This is a genomic window from Photobacterium sp. SKA34 (assembly GCF_000153325.1).
Lineage (GTDB): Bacteria > Pseudomonadota > Gammaproteobacteria > Enterobacterales > Vibrionaceae > Photobacterium.
Window position 1 is genome coordinate 782048 of sequence record NZ_CH724142.1, and the last position, 17387, is coordinate 799434.

The window sequence follows — 17387 nt, forward strand, 5'->3', positions numbered from 1 at the left end:
TTTATTTCGCGCAGTAACTTTTCTAATAATGATGATATTTCATTAAAAAATAGGTTATAGCTGCGAAAATAAGAGGTTCAACGTGTACAAAATAAACGAAGTATTCGAAACAATTCAGGGTGAAGGTGTATTTACTGGCGTACCTGCAATTTTTGTTCGATTACAAGTCTGCCCTGTTGGCTGCTCATGGTGTGATACCAAACAAACTTGGACTGCAGAGCCACAAGATTTAGCTAACTTAGACCAGATCATGGCTAAAACTGGGGACTCACCACTTTGGACTAATCTTGACGCTAATGGTGTAGTGCAATTATTACAAGATCAGAAATATACGGCTAAACATGTTGTTATTACAGGCGGTGAACCTTGTATTTACGATCTGCGACCTTTAACTCAAGCACTAGAAGATGCAGGCTTTAACTGTCAGATCGAAACCAGTGGCACGTCTGACATTCAAACCAGTGAAAACACTTGGGTAACGGTATCGCCTAAAATCAACATGAAAGCAAAGTTGCCCGTTTTAGTTTCTTCCCTCGCACGTGCTAACGAGATCAAACACCCTGTCGGCACTAGCAAAGACATTGAACAACTTGATGCACTCATTGATGGCGTTACGCTAAAACCTGATGTCACGATTGCACTTCAACCTATCAGTCAAAAACCACGTGCAACAGAGCTATGTATTGAAACTTGTATTCAGCGTAACTGGCGTTTATCGATTCAAACACACAAATATCTAGCAATCGCTTAATCGCTCTGTAATTTGCTTGATTTATAAAAAACTTTTCAAAAAAACCGCTTCGCTTTAATGTTTTACAACACTAAAGCGAAGTGGTTTCTTGCAAATGACCGATAATTAACCAACTATCACCTCAAATTGCCTATTTCCTTCATCAATTTATCATTTGATTGATATCAATACTTGATGCTTGTCGTAAGAAAGGTAATATTGCTAATACATAAATATCTTTAAGCACGAGATACTTTAATTCCAAAGTCAGTGCCTAAACGGAGAATGATTTAAACATGACTTACGCGCCTGTAACAGACGTATTAAGCGGTAAACTAGCGGTAGACAGTGAAGTTACTGTTCGCGGTTGGATTCGCTCGCGTCGTGATTCCAAAGCTGGGATTTCTTTTCTTGCCATTTATGACGGCTCTTGTTTCGACCCGATTCAGGCCGTGGTCCCAAATGAGTTAAATAATTACCAGGAAGAAGTGCTTAAGCTAACAACTGGTTGCTCTGTTGAAGTTACCGGTACTATTGTTGCTTCACCTGCTAAAGGTCAAGATTTCGAACTAGCAGCAACAAACGTGAAAGTGGTTGGTTGGGTTGAAGATGCTGATTCTTACCCAATGGCAAAGACTCGTCACTCAATCGAGTACTTACGTGAAGTCGCACACCTTCGTCCACGCACTAACGTCATTGGTGCCGTTGCACGTGTTCGTAACAGCCTTTCTCAAGCTATTCACCGTTTCTATCATGAACAAGGCTTCATCTGGATGTCTGCACCACTTATCACAGCGTCTGACTGTGAAGGCGCTGGTGAAATGTTCCGTGTTTCTACCCTAGACATGGCTAATCTGCCAATGACAGACAAAGGTGAAGTTGACTTTGACAAAGATTTCTTTGGTAAAGAGACTTTCCTAACCGTATCTGGCCAGCTTAACGCTGAAGCTTACGCTTGTGCACTAAGCAAAGTTTATACTTTCGGTCCTACTTTCCGTGCTGAAAACTCAAACACCAGCCGCCATCTTGCAGAGTTCTGGATGGTTGAGCCTGAAGTTGCATTCGCCGATCTTGACGATGCAGCAAAACTTGCTGAAGACATGCTTAAATACGTGTTCAAAGCGGTACTAGAAGAGCGCCGTGATGATCTTGAGTTCTTTGCTTCTCGAATCGACAAAGAAGCAATTACTCGTTTAGAGCAATTTGTAACATCTGATTTCGCACAAGTTGATTACACTGACGCAATTCAAATCCTTCAAGATTCAGGTCGTAAGTTTGAATTTGATGTTGAGTGGGGTATTGATATGTCTTCTGAGCACGAGCGTTTCCTTGCAGAAGAGCACTTTAAAGCACCCGTCATTGTTAAGAACTACCCGAAAGATATCAAATCATTCTATATGCGCTTGAATGACGACGGTAAAACTGTTGCGGCAATGGACGTACTAGCACCAGGTATTGGTGAAATCATCGGTGGCTCTCAGCGTGAAGAACGTCTAGACATTCTAGATGCACGTATGATTGAAATGGGTATAGATCCTGAGCACATGAGTTGGTACCGCGATCTTCGTCGTTACGGTAGTGTTCCTCACGCAGGTTTCGGCCTTGGCTTTGAGCGTTTAGTTTCTTACGTAACAGGCATGGGTAACGTACGTGACGTGATCCCATTCCCACGTACTCCTCGCTCTGCAAACTTCTAATCGATTAAGCTTAGAGTTTCAAAACGCAAAAAGGCTGCCCTATTGGCAGCCTTTCTTTTATCATCTATTTTTCAACAGGTTTAATTAACAATGAAATTGAAAGACGTTAATTATTAAAGTCTAGCTCGTTAAACAGCACAGGTTATGAGTAATAATAGCCTTGAATATAATCAATTTTATGTAAACGTAAGAAATCAACTTGCTGTTGGGTTTCAATCCCTCAGCCACAATATCAATGCCTAATCGTTTCGCCATCATAATAAATATTTCTCTGATTTTTTTCTTGTAAATATTTATCAACGACAACAGCCCCATTGAGGAAGCCTAAATAAGAAAACATTACGAACCAGGTTTTAGGATTAAAAATTTATCATTTTAATAAAATTAATAATAAAAAGATAAATACTCATTTAGACCGCTGTTTATTTTTACTTTCTGATTGGAGATATAGCAAATTTAAGGTGGCTGTTGTGCTTCAATAATGGAAAAATCAATAAGTCCGTTCGAAGCGCATAATTTATCAGTACCTAACTTTACACCAATATAACGGATATCATAACTATCATATTCTAACTTTCTTAATTGCATTTTAGCTAATTGACTACAATCAGATACTATTTTAACAATAAGATTTAAAAATACCGCTACTATCTTACCCAAGAACCTACAACCTTGTTTTAATTATACTTAAAATGAATAAAAACAATTCAATAAAATTTACATGTCGTGTTGATAAAATATTCTCATTAAAGATATGGCAAATATGATTGAATTTATATCTTCAGGATATAAAATCCCATCCCTCATCTCCTGTATTGATATTTCAAATGTTTGGTAAGTTAACAAGTAAAAACAAAAGTTTAATCACTAGCCTTAAACTTTTCTCATTGTTATTCACAGTAATATCAAGTGGATATTTTACTTACAATGCCTATCATTTAGACGAGTTTCATGACCAATATTTTGAAAAAATGAATTCGATTTACTCTGTTAGTCGACGCTTTAGTTCCTATTACAACAATACTGGAACCACCTTTATCCCAAAAGGTATGCACGATTACAATGGCGTCGACGTTTGGGTAAAAAAAACCTCAGATGTAAAATTATTATCGACAGGAATAAATCGTCTTCGTTCTCAACTAGATGAGATTACAGATAATAACATCTGGACGATTGCTGTTTTTGAAAACCCTGCAGACTATGTCCATTTTGATCCCGCTAGACCACTCTATTTAGAACTTTATAAAAATAATCATGACAGCGATATAATAAACCGAATTATTAAACGCGAGGGGCTAGGTGAAACTTATCGCTATTTTTATGGCTGTAATTTAAAACTGACTGAAAGGTATATAGAAGAAAGTACTAACCAAAAGATCAGATCTTTATATTACCCGATCTACAATAATCGTAAGTTAGATGCGTTACTGGTTATTGATATCAAAAATGACTTACTTCAAGAATCACTTAAAAATTACAATCGTGAATTCAAAACTGTGCTTTATGATAACCCATCAAAACACGGTTATTACATAAAAAAATTATTACCTTGCGCCAGCCAAGATCCTTTTTATGTTGGTGTAAACTTATTGGCTATTTTAAAAATATCGCTTGCACCTGCCTTACTTTTGACTTTCTTTATTCAGCTATTAAGTTCACGATTGAAAAAGAGAAGATTTTCGTTACAACGCGATCTCATGACGCATTTCTATCGACGTGATTACTATGAGAAAAAGCTTCTTTCTCAAAAAAGTTTCTGTTTACTCATCATTGATATAGATAACTTTAAGTCTATCAATGACACTTATGGTCATGAAGTGGGCGATGAGGTAATACGTACTGTCGCGGAAAGAATTAATCAATGTATCCGCCAAAGTGATATCGCTATACGTTGGGGAGGAGAAGAATTTATTTTAAGCTTCCCAGTAATGACAAGAGAACAATTAGAGCTAAAAGCAGAAGAAATCCGGCATATTATTCAGGTATACCCTATCAATGGGATTAATGTAACAATTTCAATTGGTGGTACTGTGTCGGACACGTTGTCATTTACTGAAACATATAAAGTTAGTGATGATGCGTTATATCAATCAAAACATAACGGCCGTAATCAAGCGACGATTATTTAATGGCATTATTGCCGATGACAGCTTACTTTTGATACTAAATTAGCAAAAAATTACCATTATATGCCATCCTTGATAGATTACTTATCGTTCAAGGATGGCAACATGATCACTTCATCTTTATCAAATCATATTCTTACGCTCACTATTGACCGCCCTACCGCGAAAAATGCACTTAACCTTGATATGTACCAAGAGCTTGCTCAAGAGTTAGAGCGTGCAAAAAATGATGATATATACGTCGTTATCATTACCGGTAATTCGGATATTTTTTGCAGTGGTAATGATATTGAAGATTTTATTCAATTGGCACAAGCAGATAAGGATCAAGCACAAATAAACCGAGAGATTATTGAACGCTTTATGCTCGCAATGATTGACTGTCCTGTGCCTATTATTGCCGCCGTGTCTGGTGCAGCCATTGGAATAGGTATGACACTGCTACAACACTGTGATTTTATTTATGCCACCCCTAATTCAATCTTCACTCTCCCCTTTGTAAAACTCGGATTATGTCCTGAATTTGGTTCAAGTTTATTATTACCGCAATTGGTCGGCGAACGAAAAGCTAAAGCAATGTTACTGCTTGGCGAGGAAATGACAGTAGAGGAAGCGTTATCTCTTGGTTTTATCAATCAAATAACCGTTCAACCTGAGCAACGTGCTGCACACTGTGCTAATACACTTGTCGCATTACCTAAAGAAGCCTTGCAGCACACTAAAAAACTACTATCTGACAGAGCACGCCAACAGCTTATTGATTGTATTTACAAAGAAAATGACCTTATTTTTAAGCTTATTAAACGCTCAGAAGCAACCAGTGCATTATCTCAATTTAAAGGAAAAAAAAGTCATACTTAATTCATGAATAAAAATTATGACTAATTTGTTGCATTATCTTGTAAAGGTTCTATGACAAAGGGTATAAATAGGCATCACCATTTATTAACGCCACGGATGACCAACTATGTTTGAGAAAATTACGGCAGCTCCTGCTGATCCAATTTTAGGTTTAACAGAAGAATTCAAAGCAGATACACGCGCAACAAAGATTAATCTAGGCGTTGGTATTTATAAAGATGAAACAGGTAATACGCCTGTTCTTGCTACTGTAAAAAAAGCAGAAGCTATTTTGCTTGAAAAAGAAAAAACAAAATCATACTTAAGCATTCCAGGTACGCCAGAATACGGCCTAGCCGTTCAAGAGCTGCTTTTTGGTAACGATGCAACAATCATCACTGAAAAACGCGCACAAACAGCTCAAGCACCAGGTGGTACTGGTGCGTTACGTGTTGCTGCAGAATTTATTAAGCGACAATTAGGCGATGTAAAAGTATGGATCAGTAATCCTACTTGGGCTAACCACCACGGCGTCTTTGGTGCAGCTGGTCTTGAAACACAGCCATACTCTTACTATAACGCTGAAACAAGTGATATTGACTTTGACGCAGCAATTACTGATTTAAGCCAAGCTAGCCAAGGTGATATTGTTCTTCTGCATGGTTGCTGCCATAACCCAACAGGTATTGACCCAACAACAGAGCAATGGCAAACACTAGCAAAACTTTGCATTGAAAAAAAGCTACTACCAATGTTTGATTTTGCTTATCAAGGTTTTGCACGCGGCGTAGAAGATGATGCGCAAGGTTTACGCATCTTTGCAGATCAACTGCCAGAATTACTGGTAGCGAGCTCTTTCTCTAAGAACTTTGGTTTATACAATGAGCGTGTAGGCGCATTTACACTTGTAGGTAAAACAGCAGAGCAAGCAGCAACGGCATTTAGCCAAGTGAAATCTATCGCACGTGTTATTTATTCTAACCCACCCGCTCACGGTGCTGCGATTGTTACAACAATCCTAAATAACGCTGAGCTTCGTGCAGAATGGGAACAAGAAGTTGCTGATATGCGTGATCGTATCCAAGAAATGCGTACGCTATTTGTAAACACATTAAAAGAGCTGGGTGTAACTAACGACTTTAGCTTTATTGAACGTCAAAACGGTATGTTCTCGTTCTCTGGTTTATCTAAAGAGCAAGTAACACAACTTAAAAATGATTTTGCGATTTATATTGTTGGTTCAGGCCGTATTAGTGTTGCGGGTATGACAAAAGATAATATGATGCCTTTATGTAAAGGTATTGCTGCCGTCTTATAATATAAAGGATGAGCAATAAAAGAGGGCATATTGTCCTCTTTTTATTTTTAATCATGGAGGCTAAATATCTTTTTTATGCAGATTTAACTAATTAAGACAACACAAAATCAGCCGGATTTATTTAATGGTAATACATTGCAATATAATTCCGCTCGTAGTTTCTTTTCAGCTGTTCCTTCCAAGGTCTTTTTGCAATAGGCACAAGATAGAACATTTCGCGTGTAGTATCAGTAACAAAAGCCATGTCATGGCGCATCACTTCATAGTGGATATCATGAACAAATCCTAACGAGAAACTTTGCCTACCCGTTAATATATTTATATCTTCCCGCGTTAAAGAAACGCCTTGATTATCTTCAGCAAAACGATCGACTAACCAATCTGAAAATTCTCTCGCACTTATCATTGTCATAGATCATTAACTCCAAATGCTTCGAGATCCTTGAAATTAATATCCAAATAAACGCTATCTAAAACGTAATCTAGTAAATGTTTAAATGTAATCTAATAAAATTTTGGATATTAATTCGTTATTATATTTATAGCATTAAAATAGTTATTATTAAAAATAATCGGAACGATGCATAAATAATAAAGTAGAACTTAATTTTAGCAGAAGAAAATAATTTAGAAGGAATATAAATGAGAATAAAAACCCCCGCTTCTTAAAAAGAAGCGGGATTGGCTGATTAAAGTGCTTTGTATAAAACTTTGTTGCCAGCCAATTGAATGCGCTCAACTAACCCTTCTTCAGTCAGTTTTTTTAACGCACCTGTAGCCCAAGAAGCCGCTTTCGCATCTTCCTGACCAGCTTCTAAGCCAATGCCCTTAGGATTTAAACCTTCAGCATTTTTAACAACAATATCTAAAACTTGTTGCTGCTTAGGAGTTAATGACACTGCTGATGTAGCCTTAGCGGGTGCCACTTTAACTTCTTTTTTTGTTTCTACAGCTTTTGCCACTGATGCAGACTTCACTGTTTCAACATTTGGTGCTTTTTTTGTCGCTAATTCAGCAAAAACAGGCGTCTGTTTTTGAAGTTTTAGCTGTACTTTACGTTTGTGAGAGATTCTCATTAAATTTCCTACTCCGTTGCACTACTTTCAGTCACCACTATGCCAGCGGGAAAAAGTAAGCGCGTTTTATATCAAGTATGTCAGAGAAATACCAGCAAACGGCGATATATCAACCGATAAATATGATTTTAAGCAAAAATTCCCTTCTATATTCTTCATATATACTTAATAAGTACAAAAGATGTAGGCATCTATTAAGAACACGCTGTTGATCTGAAATATTTTGAGTAGTCAATACGATCGCTACGCATTTCCATAACGTAGGATGAATAGATGATGTGATTTGGAGTAAAGCAATGGAAACTTACCATGTGAAGTCAGCCCCTATTACCCCTTATGTAATGCTGTTTGTTTTTTGTTTTACAGCGTCGATTAGTGCTAGCTGCCTTACGTTTTTTATTCCTAATATGACACTGATGGCAGTCCTTATTACCACCATTATTACTGGGAGTACTGCCGTTATCGTTATTCGTTACATCTGTGACTCAAAATATCTGTTCACACTTACATTCATGCATTGCCAATATCATAGCCGTTACGGTGGTTGGTCAACGCCTTGGTATAATATATCTCAATTAGGTAAAGCCGAAATAAACCACCAAGGCTGGCAACAACCTCTCCCTTGGATCGGTATTAAACTCAATGATTATGATGATTTTATTAAAAATATCAGCCCCCGTTTGGCAGCTCGCATTATTATTGAGCAGCGTATTTTGTTAGTCATGGCGATTAAAAACAGCGACGTTGATAATTACACGATAGAAGATGTGTTATTTGATGATGAACCTTACCAAACGCCTAATGGTTATGTCTTTAAAGGCTTAAGAGCGATGCTAGCACACCGTATGAAATATAATCGAGAGTTCTTAGGCTTTGATTTTTTCATATCTGAAGACACGTTAGATAGGCCAATTAATGATTTTATTGGCCTACTAAGGCGTTATAAAGCAGCCGCTATACGCTAATAGCGTCGCCGTGTTGCGCTTTTAAAAATGGTAATAACAATAACCCTATTGCAGCAGCCGCAACAGAAACAACAACAAAAAATCCCATCCAATGGTAATGCTGCATAATTATCGCTAATGGGTAACCCGCAAGCGCTGCGCCCATATAGGCAAATAGCCCTACAAATCCGGTGGCTGCGCCAACAGAGTTTTTATGTGAGCACTCAGCAGCCGCCATACCTATAAGCATTTGGGGGCCAAACACAAAAAAACCAATCGTAAATAAACATACCGCCTGTAATACAAAGCTCGAGATTGGAATTAACCACAGCGCGGCGACAGACAAAAAGATACCGATTGAAAACAATAAGATCATCGGCCCGCGATTGCCTGAAAATATTTTATCCGATCCCCACCCAGCCACCAGCGAACCTAAAAAACCACCAATTTCAAACAATGACAGCGCGCTATTAGCCGTAATCAAGCTATAACCGTATTGTTCAGTAAGGTACAAATTACCCCAGTCGTTAATTGCTGTCCGAACGATATACACCAGAATATAGCTGAGGCTTAATAGCCAAATATATTTATTATTTAGTACATAACGAAACAGGATCTGCTTTTGTGATAAGCCCATGCCTGTATTTTCATGGGCGATTTCTAAGTAATCTTTGCGCCAGTGTCCAATGCTGGGTAATCCCATTGACGTCGGTTTATCGCGTAAACGCCAACACAGAAATAAACCGATAACCACTGCAATGATGCCAGGAATATAGAAACTGTAACGCCAGCCAAAATGGAGCACAGTGAAGCCAACAATAATGGGGATCATTGCGCCACCCACATTGTGTGCAGTATTCCAAATAGACCACCATCTGCCACGCTCAGAGCGCGAATACCACGTAGTTAATAACTTAGAACAGGCAGGCCATCCCCAGCCCTGAAACCAGGCATTTAATATCCATAATATGCTGAGCGCTACAATGGAACTAGATAAGCCGAATAAAATATTAATTATACCGGTCGCAATCAACCCAATACCCATAAAGTAGCGAGGGTTAGAACGATCACTGACAATACCAGAGATGAATTTCGAGCAGCCGTAAGTAAGATAAAATAATGTACCCATTAGGCCAATATCGGCCTTATCCCAACCCAAATCAGTAATGATTGCAGGCATGGCATAACTGAAGTTTTTACGGGTTAAATAAAAGGCAGCGTAACCAATATACATACTCACCATAATGTGAATACGCCAATAACGATAGCGTTGTGCCGTTTCTTGAGTAGCGTCTATATTCATAATCTTTATTATCGTCTAAAGGTTCTAAACCTATGAGAGCGAGCTAAGCTGTGGTAATACAACACGAATGTTAGTCCCTGCTAAAGGCGGATGGTAATAGTACATCTGTAACTCAGATTTAGGCTGAGTATGGCTGGTAATAACACACTGACCACCTAACGCTTCGATACGCTCTTTCATCCCACGTAAACCAAAGCCTTTCAATGTATCACTGTTTTTAAAACCCACGCCGTTATCTTCTATTTCCATTGTGATATTGTCATCAACCGACAGTGTGATCAGCACTTCCGTTGCCTTTGCGTATTTTGCGATGTTATTTAGCGCTTCCTGTGCGACACGAAACAGCGTGATTTGCAGCATATCTGACATCACATCATCGATATTTTTCGGATAAGACATTGCGACATCAATATCTTGTGCTTCAAAGTTTAAATCTCTGATCACTTGTTCGAACGCTGCTTTTAAGCCTAAATCATCCAGTGTTTTTGGACGTAATTGCGACAATAAGCCTTTTGTTGTGTCATAAATATTTAGCGATAATTGCTCTATCGAAGAGGAACAAGATTCGCCAGCCTGTGATGTTTCGACACGTTTTAAAATACTGGCTTGAGTGCGTATTGCGGTAATATTTTGTCCAATTTCGTCATGTAATTCTCGCGCGATATTTTGTCTTACAGACTCTTCAGCCGTAACCAACTGACGTGATAAGGAATAATTGCGTTTTAATTGTTTCGACAGTTTTGTATTTAAATCACGCTGATGTTGGATCCCAATCCCTAACAAAATCCCCGTAATACTTTGTGCTGATAAAGATAACAACAAATCAACGGTTTCAATTGAACTCACTTCACTACGAACAGCAATTAAAGCAATACTGTTAAGTAAGGTGCCCAGTAATGCCCCTTCCCAACCATAACGAAACGCTAATACTATAATCGGAATTGCCAAACAAAATGGCGCAAACAAACTCAATTGCTCAGGTAAATGCACCTGCAATAAGATGTTTGCAATGAATAATAGACAGAAGAAAAACAGATGCTGACTACGAAATTCAACAGAACGAGAAACCACATCGACAGTTAATGGTACCCACGCCTTTTGAAATAAATAATTCCAAATCAAATAACAGCTAGGTACCAACATTAAGCCGCTAGTGATACTAATAAGGAAAATAAAACCGAGTCGGCGCGTATTGAAAAGATCAAAGAAGTGCACCCCATTCAATACCAGCATATTGATCAGTGCTAGTGTTGTTATCGCAATCGCCATAACAGTAAGTAAACGCCACTGCACACCTTTATAGTAACGCCGAGCAAGTAAGGTAACAGGCATAGATACGACACTGGCAATAAATAAAGCAAGCCAACTATATTGCGGTAAAGATAAAGCTAATAACAGTAACCCGCTCCATTCCGCGCTATAAATCGCAAGCCAATATTTCTTCAAGCTGTGAAGAATTAAACCAAGCCTAAGTGCAAAAGGAAAAAACACCGTTGCGAGAATAGGATCCATAATGAAGTAGTATGAAATACCCCATAAACAGAACCAACTACAACAAACAAATAACCAAATACAAAGTGTTGTTAGGCTAAAGCTACGCATTAGATAACTTCCCCACAAAAGAACTTAGCAAGCTCAACGTTATTTTTTACGTCCAATTTATCCATTGCATTCGCACGATGAACATGAACCGTTTTATGGCTCAAACCCAATTTTACCGCGACCGTTTTAACATCTAGCCCTGTTGATAGTAATTCACTAATTTGATGCTCACGTTTAGTCAATTTTCCTAATGCCTGCTTATTACAATTAGGTGAAACTAAATTAATCGCGATATCAGGAGTTAAATAACAACCACCTTGCGCCGCTGTTCTTACCGCTTGAACTAATTCATCAGGGCTACAACGTTTACTTAAAAAACCTTTTGCGCCTAAGCTTAATGCTTTTTCTACAACCGTTGCAGAGTCATGAACACTCAGCATAATACTTGCAATGCCTGATGGAAGATCTTCAAGTAACATTAAACCACTTTCGTTAGGCATCGAAATATCTAAAATACATACCGTAGCATCTAAACTAGGTAAACCTACTCGAGCTTCTCCAGCAGAGCTGAACTGTCCAACAACCTCCATATCAGGCTCTAACGCTAATAGCTGAGCAAAGCCAGAACGCACAATAACGTGGTCATCAACCAAAGCAATTTTAATCATTACCTGAATACCTACTATTAACCTAAAAATCTATAGTGAAAAAGCCTCCATAAACTACCTCTTAGGGTTAAAGCGAGCAAGCGCTTAGCTAACATTTTATTCTCTTTTAGCATCGATATAAAAAAAGCGCTTAGGTTACCCAAAGCGCTTTCTCAAATCGTTACAAGCTAATTAGTTAGTTGCTAATTGCTGTTTTTCTCTCTTCTCACGGTAAATCTTACGTTCTTCAAGAACAGCAACAATTGCCATGATCACACAACAAATGACTGCAGCCGTATCAAGCGCAACGAATGTCCCCGCCCAACCCGTTTGACCGAAAATAGGAGTACCGTCAGCGATCATACCAAGGCCTAATTTCGCAAAGCTATCACCGATTAGGTAAGCAAACGTACCTTTAATACCATCGGCAACGGCAATACCTTGCTTAGGAACAAAACCAACAGCCGCAACACCAATAAGAAGCTGTGGACCAAAGACTAAGAAACCAAGTGCAAATAATGAGGCCCTGTAAGCAAAAATTGTATCCGCATGTTGGTAGAAACCTAATGTTGCAATCACACCAATAAGCGCAATACACGCGACTAAGCCACGACGACCATTGATTAAGTCAGAGAAGAAACCCCATAAACATGTACCGATCAATGCACCCGTTTCAAACATGGTGAAACCAGAAATAGCCGTTTCTTTATCAAAGCCAAGTATTTCGTAACCGTATACGGTTGACCATTGGTCGATACCAATACGTACCACGTAAAGAAACACGTTAGCAAAACATAATAGCCAAATAACCTTGTTGTACAATACATAGGTTTTGAAGATTTCCAGCTTGCTCATCTGGTTCTCGTTAACCGCTTTATCTTCTTCTGAAATAGGCTCTTCAAATAGCTCTTCTGCTGTACCTAAACCATAAGATTCAGGGCTATCGTTACCCATGGTAAAACCAATTAGCGCAACAACAATTGCAATGATTGACGGCACAATAAACATGCCCGCGACATTTCCATCAAAGAAGTAATTTGCACCAAACAGCGCAATACCAGCAGCGCCCGCACCACCAATGTTATGGGAAATATTCCACATACCAAGGAACGTGCCGCGGTTCTTTTTACTGGTCCACTTTGAAATAGTAGAGTACGAGTTAGAGCCACCTACACTTTGGAATAAACCCGATAGTGCATACAGGCCAATCATCATGTAAAACGAGCCCATTGATGGCCCCATGACTAAACCAAAACCCAGCATACATAAACCAGACAGCAATAGACCCAATGGCAAAATATTTTTAGAGTTTTTACCATCACACCAGTAGTTTAATGCTGTTTTACCGATGCCATAAGTAATTGAGAAACCGAGACCAATGGTACCTAGTTGCGTCATACTCATACCGTAATCAGAGATCAGGTCGTTTTGCGCAATATTGAAATTCTTACGGATGAAATACATTACCATGTAGCTAACAAATACTACGAGGTATGAACGCAAGAATGGCGCAAGCCACATTTTCTTACGAACAGCCAAAGGTAAATCAAGCGTTGGTTTTCTTACCTGTGTAAGCAGTTTTAACATGTGAAATCCTCAGATAGTCACTGAAAAATCGATGCTATGGATGTTTTATGATCAATACGCCCAGTCGGAGTACTGTTATTACCATTAACATTCACAGTGCAGGGATCACCATCATTCAAAACGTGTGATTAAATTGGGATAAACCAATAAAATGGATAGATGATCAATGTCGAGGATTTTATCGATACCCAACCGTTAGGGCATGAGAAGCCGACCTAAAATGGCTAAGAATAATTCCTAGTTTAGGTGAAATTAGAGTGAAAATGTGACGAAGCGCAAACTGAAGATATATGACAAGTATAATAAAGTGAGGCTAGAACCTCACTTTATAGAATAGAAAATCGCATTAATATAATGGCATTTCATCAGCAACAAATGGGTTTGTTGCACGCTCATGACCGAATGTCGATAATGGACCATGACCCGGTACAAAAGTAACATCATCGCCTAATGGCCATAGCTTAGTTTTAATCGCGTTGATCAACGTTGGATGATCTCCACGAGGAAAATCAGTTCGACCAATTCCCCCTTTGAATAATACATCACCAACAAATGCAACATTAGCGTCACTGCTAAATAAAATCACATGACCAGGTGTATGTCCTGGGGTATGGAGCACTTGCAAAGTTTGGTTACCAACATTGATTTTATCGCCATCGTTTAACCATTGCGTTGGCTCAAATGCTTCCGTCATCGGAAAGCCAAACATTTCGCTTTGACGCGGTAGACCTTGTAGCCAAAACTCATCATCTTTATGTGGGCCAATAACCGGTACATTTAAAGACTGAGATAACGGCGCTGTACCTCCAACATGATCAAGGTGACCATGGGTTAAAATAAGTTGAGTAACGGTTAACCCTAACTCGTCAACCACTTTGGTTAATTGTTCAATGTCACCACCAGGATCGACAATAGCCGCTTGGTTTGTTTCATCACACCAAATAATTGAGCAATTTTGCTGAAAAGGTGTAACAGGAACAATTTGATACTTAAGACTCATACTCGCTTAACATCCTAGCCATAAACATAAGCCGAAAGAATGCCACGATTATTTATAAAAATATAGCGCCGATTTACGCTATCTCATTAACCACGCCAGTTACGAACAGGGCCAGTATCAATATGTACAAACTGGCTCCCTGGGTAATAACCCACACCACCAATTTTCAGATCCATTGCCGCTTGACGAATTTTTGATAATGGAACACCTTCAAGGTTAAAATCGATAGCTTGCGCCTTCATGTGATAACTCTTTTTCGCAACTCCACCACTGCGTTTTGCTAACATTTTGTTGGTCTTTGGCGAACGATAGCCCGAAAAAAGTTGAGCATAGCCTTCATGCCCTAAGTATGCCTGAATTTGTGAGATTGCATCATATAAACGACGATCAATGCGCGCGACTTCATTTTGTCTAAAGTCACGGCACAGATGATCAATTTGTCTTACCGCAGAGCCGACATAAGTTTTACCATTAAAATACTTTGTTTCTAATTCTTCACTTGTATGAAGATTACGAATCAATAAATTACGAGGATCCGATGCTTTAAATCGGCTAGCAATTGCTATGTTAGGTAATAAACAAGAACCGACAACCGCTCCGCCGAGAGCAAGGAATTTACGGCGATTAATATTAATTTCTGACATACTAACTCATGATAAAAAAGTGCTATTTATTGTAATAATGCAAAGCGTATACCACCCACTTTTCTAGCACGGTATCCATCACTGATTAAGTAGTCAAAGACTCATATCACAAATTTTTCATGGCAAAAAACTACTATTTATTTTCATGGGGTTATCTAGATCAGTAATTGTAAGCAGAAATTAATGAACTATTTTTTCTTTGATCACGATCATACTGATATATATCACTGCGATAATGCACCAAACCAGAATCATCTACCCATGCTGTCTGATAAATAAGATCCACAGGTACACTTTTATTATCACCCAATACTATTGTTCGCGTTTTTCTACTTCTGGATAAACTATCAAAACGCTGCTCACTACTCCCTGAATATTCTAATAGTACCCTTGCTAAACTTTTTGCTTGTTCAACTCGAATACAACCAGAACTTAACGCACGTTCATTCTTTTTAAATAAAGATCGCGAAGCAGTATCATGTAAATAAATAGCTTGGTTATTAGGGAAATTAAATTTATATAATCCTAATGCATTTCGCTTTCCTGGTTTTTGTCTTAAACGATAAGGAAAACGATTCGGTGATAACAAATGATATGGAATTGAATTGATAGCTATTTTTTGCGCGTTATCCCATCCTTTTATCACTTCATAATTATGGTTAGCCAAATAATTTCGATTTCTTCGTACCTTCGGCATAATATCTTTTTTCATTATAGAATTAGGGACATTCCAATAAGGGTTAAAAACAACCGATTGAATATCAGAATCAATCATAGGCGTATGTCTTGAAGGGCGTCCAACAATTACTTTACTACCTAGTACCTTTTCACCTTCAAGCCATAAATTCATATAAAAACTGGGAATATTAACCACAATACCGGTATCTGGTTTAACCGACCATAATCGCATACGTTGTGCATTTAGTGCCAATAGTCGAATACGCTCTTTAATGTTGAGTGCAAGCCATTGCTGGGTTTGCGTCCCTATTACACCATCATTCTTTAAACCATGTCGTTCTTGAAAACGCTTTACTGCAATCAGAACAGAGCCTGATAAATATTGTATTTTTTGGGATCTTACATTTTCTGCTTCTAATGTAGTCATATCTCCTAATGTTTCAAGAACAGTCACTACGCCCTCAATATTTTTAACATACTTTCCCGGTTGAATGATGCCCTTAAATAAAAAGACAGGCCATCGTGTATCTCTTATCTCATTAAGCTTATTTAACGCAGTAACAAGCTCAGTATATTCATTATCTAATGGCTTTAACCTAGCAATAAAGAAACGCAAGCGTTGTTGTTCATGGCTTGTTAATAATTCTTCTATAAATCTATCAGAAGGTAATGGCAGTATCGTGGGAGGTATATCACCAAATAACCATAAGTTGCCTTTTTTTTCTATTGCTTCAATAAATCCCATATATGCAAATAATGTATCAGTTGCTAACACATCGTAATCACGCCAATCACTATTATTTCTATAACGTTTTAAATTATGATATCTACGGGTTAAATCAGGCGAGATTCTAGATAGCGATAATAAATAAAGTTGTTCTTCAAACTCAGACATGGCAATTTGATCTTGCCAAACTTGGCCATAGCCAATGGTTAAATACAATTCAGCTAATTTATCAATATATTGAATACCTTGTACATTATTAGCAATATCTTTGACCCAATCTTTTGCGATTTGATACTGCTGGCTAACGGTATGATTATTGCTTAATATTTCTTCATCCAATGAATTCATTAATTTAGACGTGATAATTTTCTTATCATTTATCACTATCATATTATTTTCAGTTGCAGAATAAGATGGCAAATCAGTTGAAGCTGTAAGATTAATAGAAAATAAACATAATACAGAGGTGAAATACCAATACTTACAAATACTCATAGAAGTCCCCAAGCACTACCCCGCCATTACTAA

15 protein-coding genes and 1 pseudogene are annotated in these 17387 nt (G+C 38.1%); 6 read left to right on the forward strand and 10 right to left on the reverse strand.

Annotated elements, in window-relative coordinates; translation table 11 throughout:
- The first annotated feature begins 82 nt into the window (after positions 1 to 82).
- Positions 83 to 751 carry a 7-carboxy-7-deazaguanine synthase QueE gene (queE, locus tag SKA34_RS12525; RefSeq protein ID WP_006645902.1) on the forward strand — a complete coding sequence of 223 codons (669 nt, stop codon included), beginning with the start codon at positions 83 to 85 and terminating at the stop codon, positions 749 to 751.
- Between the two features lie 275 nt (positions 752 to 1026).
- Positions 1027 to 2427: an asparagine--tRNA ligase gene (gene asnS / locus SKA34_RS12530; RefSeq protein WP_006645903.1), complete on the forward strand. Its 1401-nt coding sequence runs from the start codon at positions 1027 to 1029 to the stop codon at positions 2425 to 2427.
- Between the two features lie 456 nt (positions 2428 to 2883).
- Here the strand turns inward: asnS and SKA34_RS12540 are convergent, their stop codons facing one another.
- Positions 2884 to 3087: a hypothetical protein gene (locus tag SKA34_RS12540; protein WP_006645904.1), complete on the reverse strand. Its 204-nt coding sequence runs from the start codon at positions 3085 to 3087 to the stop codon at positions 2884 to 2886.
- A 167-nt stretch (positions 3088 to 3254) separates the two neighbouring features.
- Between SKA34_RS12540 and SKA34_RS12545 the strand changes: the two genes are divergently transcribed.
- The 3 genes from SKA34_RS12545 to SKA34_RS12555 all read left to right on the forward strand — a co-directional run bounded on the left by SKA34_RS12545 (position 3255) and on the right by SKA34_RS12555 (position 6711).
- Positions 3255 to 4556, forward strand: coding sequence for a GGDEF domain-containing protein (locus tag SKA34_RS12545; protein WP_006645905.1), 1302 nt, complete (start codon positions 3255 to 3257; stop codon positions 4554 to 4556).
- Between the two features lie 102 nt (positions 4557 to 4658).
- Positions 4659 to 5414 carry an enoyl-CoA hydratase/isomerase family protein gene (locus tag SKA34_RS12550; protein ID WP_006645906.1) on the forward strand — a complete coding sequence of 252 codons (756 nt, stop codon included), beginning with the start codon at positions 4659 to 4661 and terminating at the stop codon, positions 5412 to 5414.
- 106 nt (positions 5415 to 5520) lie between these two features.
- Positions 5521 to 6711 (forward strand): amino acid aminotransferase, encoded by a 1191-nt coding sequence (locus SKA34_RS12555; RefSeq protein WP_006645907.1) that lies wholly within the window; start codon positions 5521 to 5523, stop codon positions 6709 to 6711.
- Between the two features lie 107 nt (positions 6712 to 6818).
- On the opposite strand, the pseudogene SKA34_RS12560 reads toward SKA34_RS12555, so the two are convergent.
- Positions 6819 to 7123: pseudogene (locus tag SKA34_RS12560) on the reverse strand (hypothetical protein).
- 277 nt (positions 7124 to 7400) lie between these two features.
- On the reverse strand, positions 7401 to 7787 hold the full coding sequence (locus tag SKA34_RS12565) for a hypothetical protein (RefSeq protein WP_006645910.1): 387 nt from the start codon (positions 7785 to 7787) through the stop codon (positions 7401 to 7403).
- A 296-nt stretch (positions 7788 to 8083) separates the two neighbouring features.
- Between SKA34_RS12565 and SKA34_RS12570 the strand changes: the two genes are divergently transcribed.
- A complete protein-coding gene (locus SKA34_RS12570) occupies positions 8084 to 8752 on the forward strand; it encodes a DUF2982 domain-containing protein (RefSeq protein WP_006645911.1) in 669 nt (222 codons plus the stop codon).
- On the opposite strand, the gene SKA34_RS12575 is transcribed toward SKA34_RS12570, so the two are convergent.
- The 7 genes from SKA34_RS12575 to SKA34_RS12605 form a co-directional block, all read right to left on the reverse strand.
- Positions 8742 to 10034, reverse strand: a complete 1293-nt coding sequence (locus tag SKA34_RS12575) for an MFS transporter (RefSeq protein ID WP_006645912.1) — start codon at positions 10032 to 10034, stop codon at positions 8742 to 8744. The genes SKA34_RS12570 and SKA34_RS12575 overlap by 11 nt on opposite strands.
- Before the next feature lie 30 nt (positions 10035 to 10064).
- Positions 10065 to 11636 (reverse strand): signal transduction histidine-protein kinase/phosphatase UhpB, encoded by a 1572-nt coding sequence (gene uhpB, locus SKA34_RS12580; RefSeq protein WP_006645913.1) that lies wholly within the window; start codon positions 11634 to 11636, stop codon positions 10065 to 10067.
- Positions 11636 to 12244, reverse strand: coding sequence for a transcriptional regulator UhpA (gene uhpA / locus SKA34_RS12585; RefSeq protein ID WP_006645914.1), 609 nt, complete (start codon positions 12242 to 12244; stop codon positions 11636 to 11638). Before uhpA ends, uhpB begins: the two co-directional genes overlap by 1 nt.
- Before the next feature lie 171 nt (positions 12245 to 12415).
- Complete coding sequence (uhpT, locus tag SKA34_RS12590; RefSeq protein WP_006645915.1) at positions 12416 to 13810, reverse strand: hexose-6-phosphate:phosphate antiporter; 1395 nt, start codon at positions 13808 to 13810, stop codon at positions 12416 to 12418.
- A 346-nt stretch (positions 13811 to 14156) separates the two neighbouring features.
- Positions 14157 to 14810: an MBL fold metallo-hydrolase gene (locus SKA34_RS12595; RefSeq protein WP_006645916.1), complete on the reverse strand. Its 654-nt coding sequence runs from the start codon at positions 14808 to 14810 to the stop codon at positions 14157 to 14159.
- 86 nt (positions 14811 to 14896) lie between these two features.
- Positions 14897 to 15445 (reverse strand): YcbK family protein, encoded by a 549-nt coding sequence (locus SKA34_RS12600; protein WP_198138491.1) that lies wholly within the window; start codon positions 15443 to 15445, stop codon positions 14897 to 14899.
- Between the two features lie 169 nt (positions 15446 to 15614).
- Complete coding sequence (locus SKA34_RS12605) at positions 15615 to 17354, reverse strand: murein L,D-transpeptidase (protein ID WP_006645918.1); 1740 nt, start codon at positions 17352 to 17354, stop codon at positions 15615 to 15617.
- Positions 17355 to 17387 lie beyond the last annotated feature (33 nt).

Coding starts and splice junctions, on each gene's coding strand:
- asnS (WP_006645903.1), top strand. CDS start 1,027: ATGACTTACGCGCCTGTAACAGACGTATTAAGCGGTAAACTAGCGGTA.
- SKA34_RS12595 (WP_006645916.1), bottom strand. CDS start 14,810: ATGAGTCTTAAGTATCAAATTGTTCCTGTTACACCTTTTCAGCAAAAT.
- SKA34_RS12545 (WP_006645905.1), top strand. CDS start 3,255: ATGTTTGGTAAGTTAACAAGTAAAAACAAAAGTTTAATCACTAGCCTT.
- uhpT (WP_006645915.1), bottom strand. CDS start 13,810: ATGTTAAAACTGCTTACACAGGTAAGAAAACCAACGCTTGATTTACCT.
- SKA34_RS12570 (WP_006645911.1), top strand. CDS start 8,084: ATGGAAACTTACCATGTGAAGTCAGCCCCTATTACCCCTTATGTAATG.
- uhpB (WP_006645913.1), bottom strand. CDS start 11,636: ATGCGTAGCTTTAGCCTAACAACACTTTGTATTTGGTTATTTGTTTGT.
- SKA34_RS12575 (WP_006645912.1), bottom strand. CDS start 10,034: ATGAATATAGACGCTACTCAAGAAACGGCACAACGCTATCGTTATTGG.
- SKA34_RS12550 (WP_006645906.1), top strand. CDS start 4,659: ATGATCACTTCATCTTTATCAAATCATATTCTTACGCTCACTATTGAC.
- SKA34_RS12555 (WP_006645907.1), top strand. CDS start 5,521: ATGTTTGAGAAAATTACGGCAGCTCCTGCTGATCCAATTTTAGGTTTA.
- SKA34_RS12565 (WP_006645910.1), bottom strand. CDS start 7,787: ATGAGAATCTCTCACAAACGTAAAGTACAGCTAAAACTTCAAAAACAG.
- SKA34_RS12605 (WP_006645918.1), bottom strand. CDS start 17,354: ATGAGTATTTGTAAGTATTGGTATTTCACCTCTGTATTATGTTTATTT.
- uhpA (WP_006645914.1), bottom strand. CDS start 12,244: ATGATTAAAATTGCTTTGGTTGATGACCACGTTATTGTGCGTTCTGGC.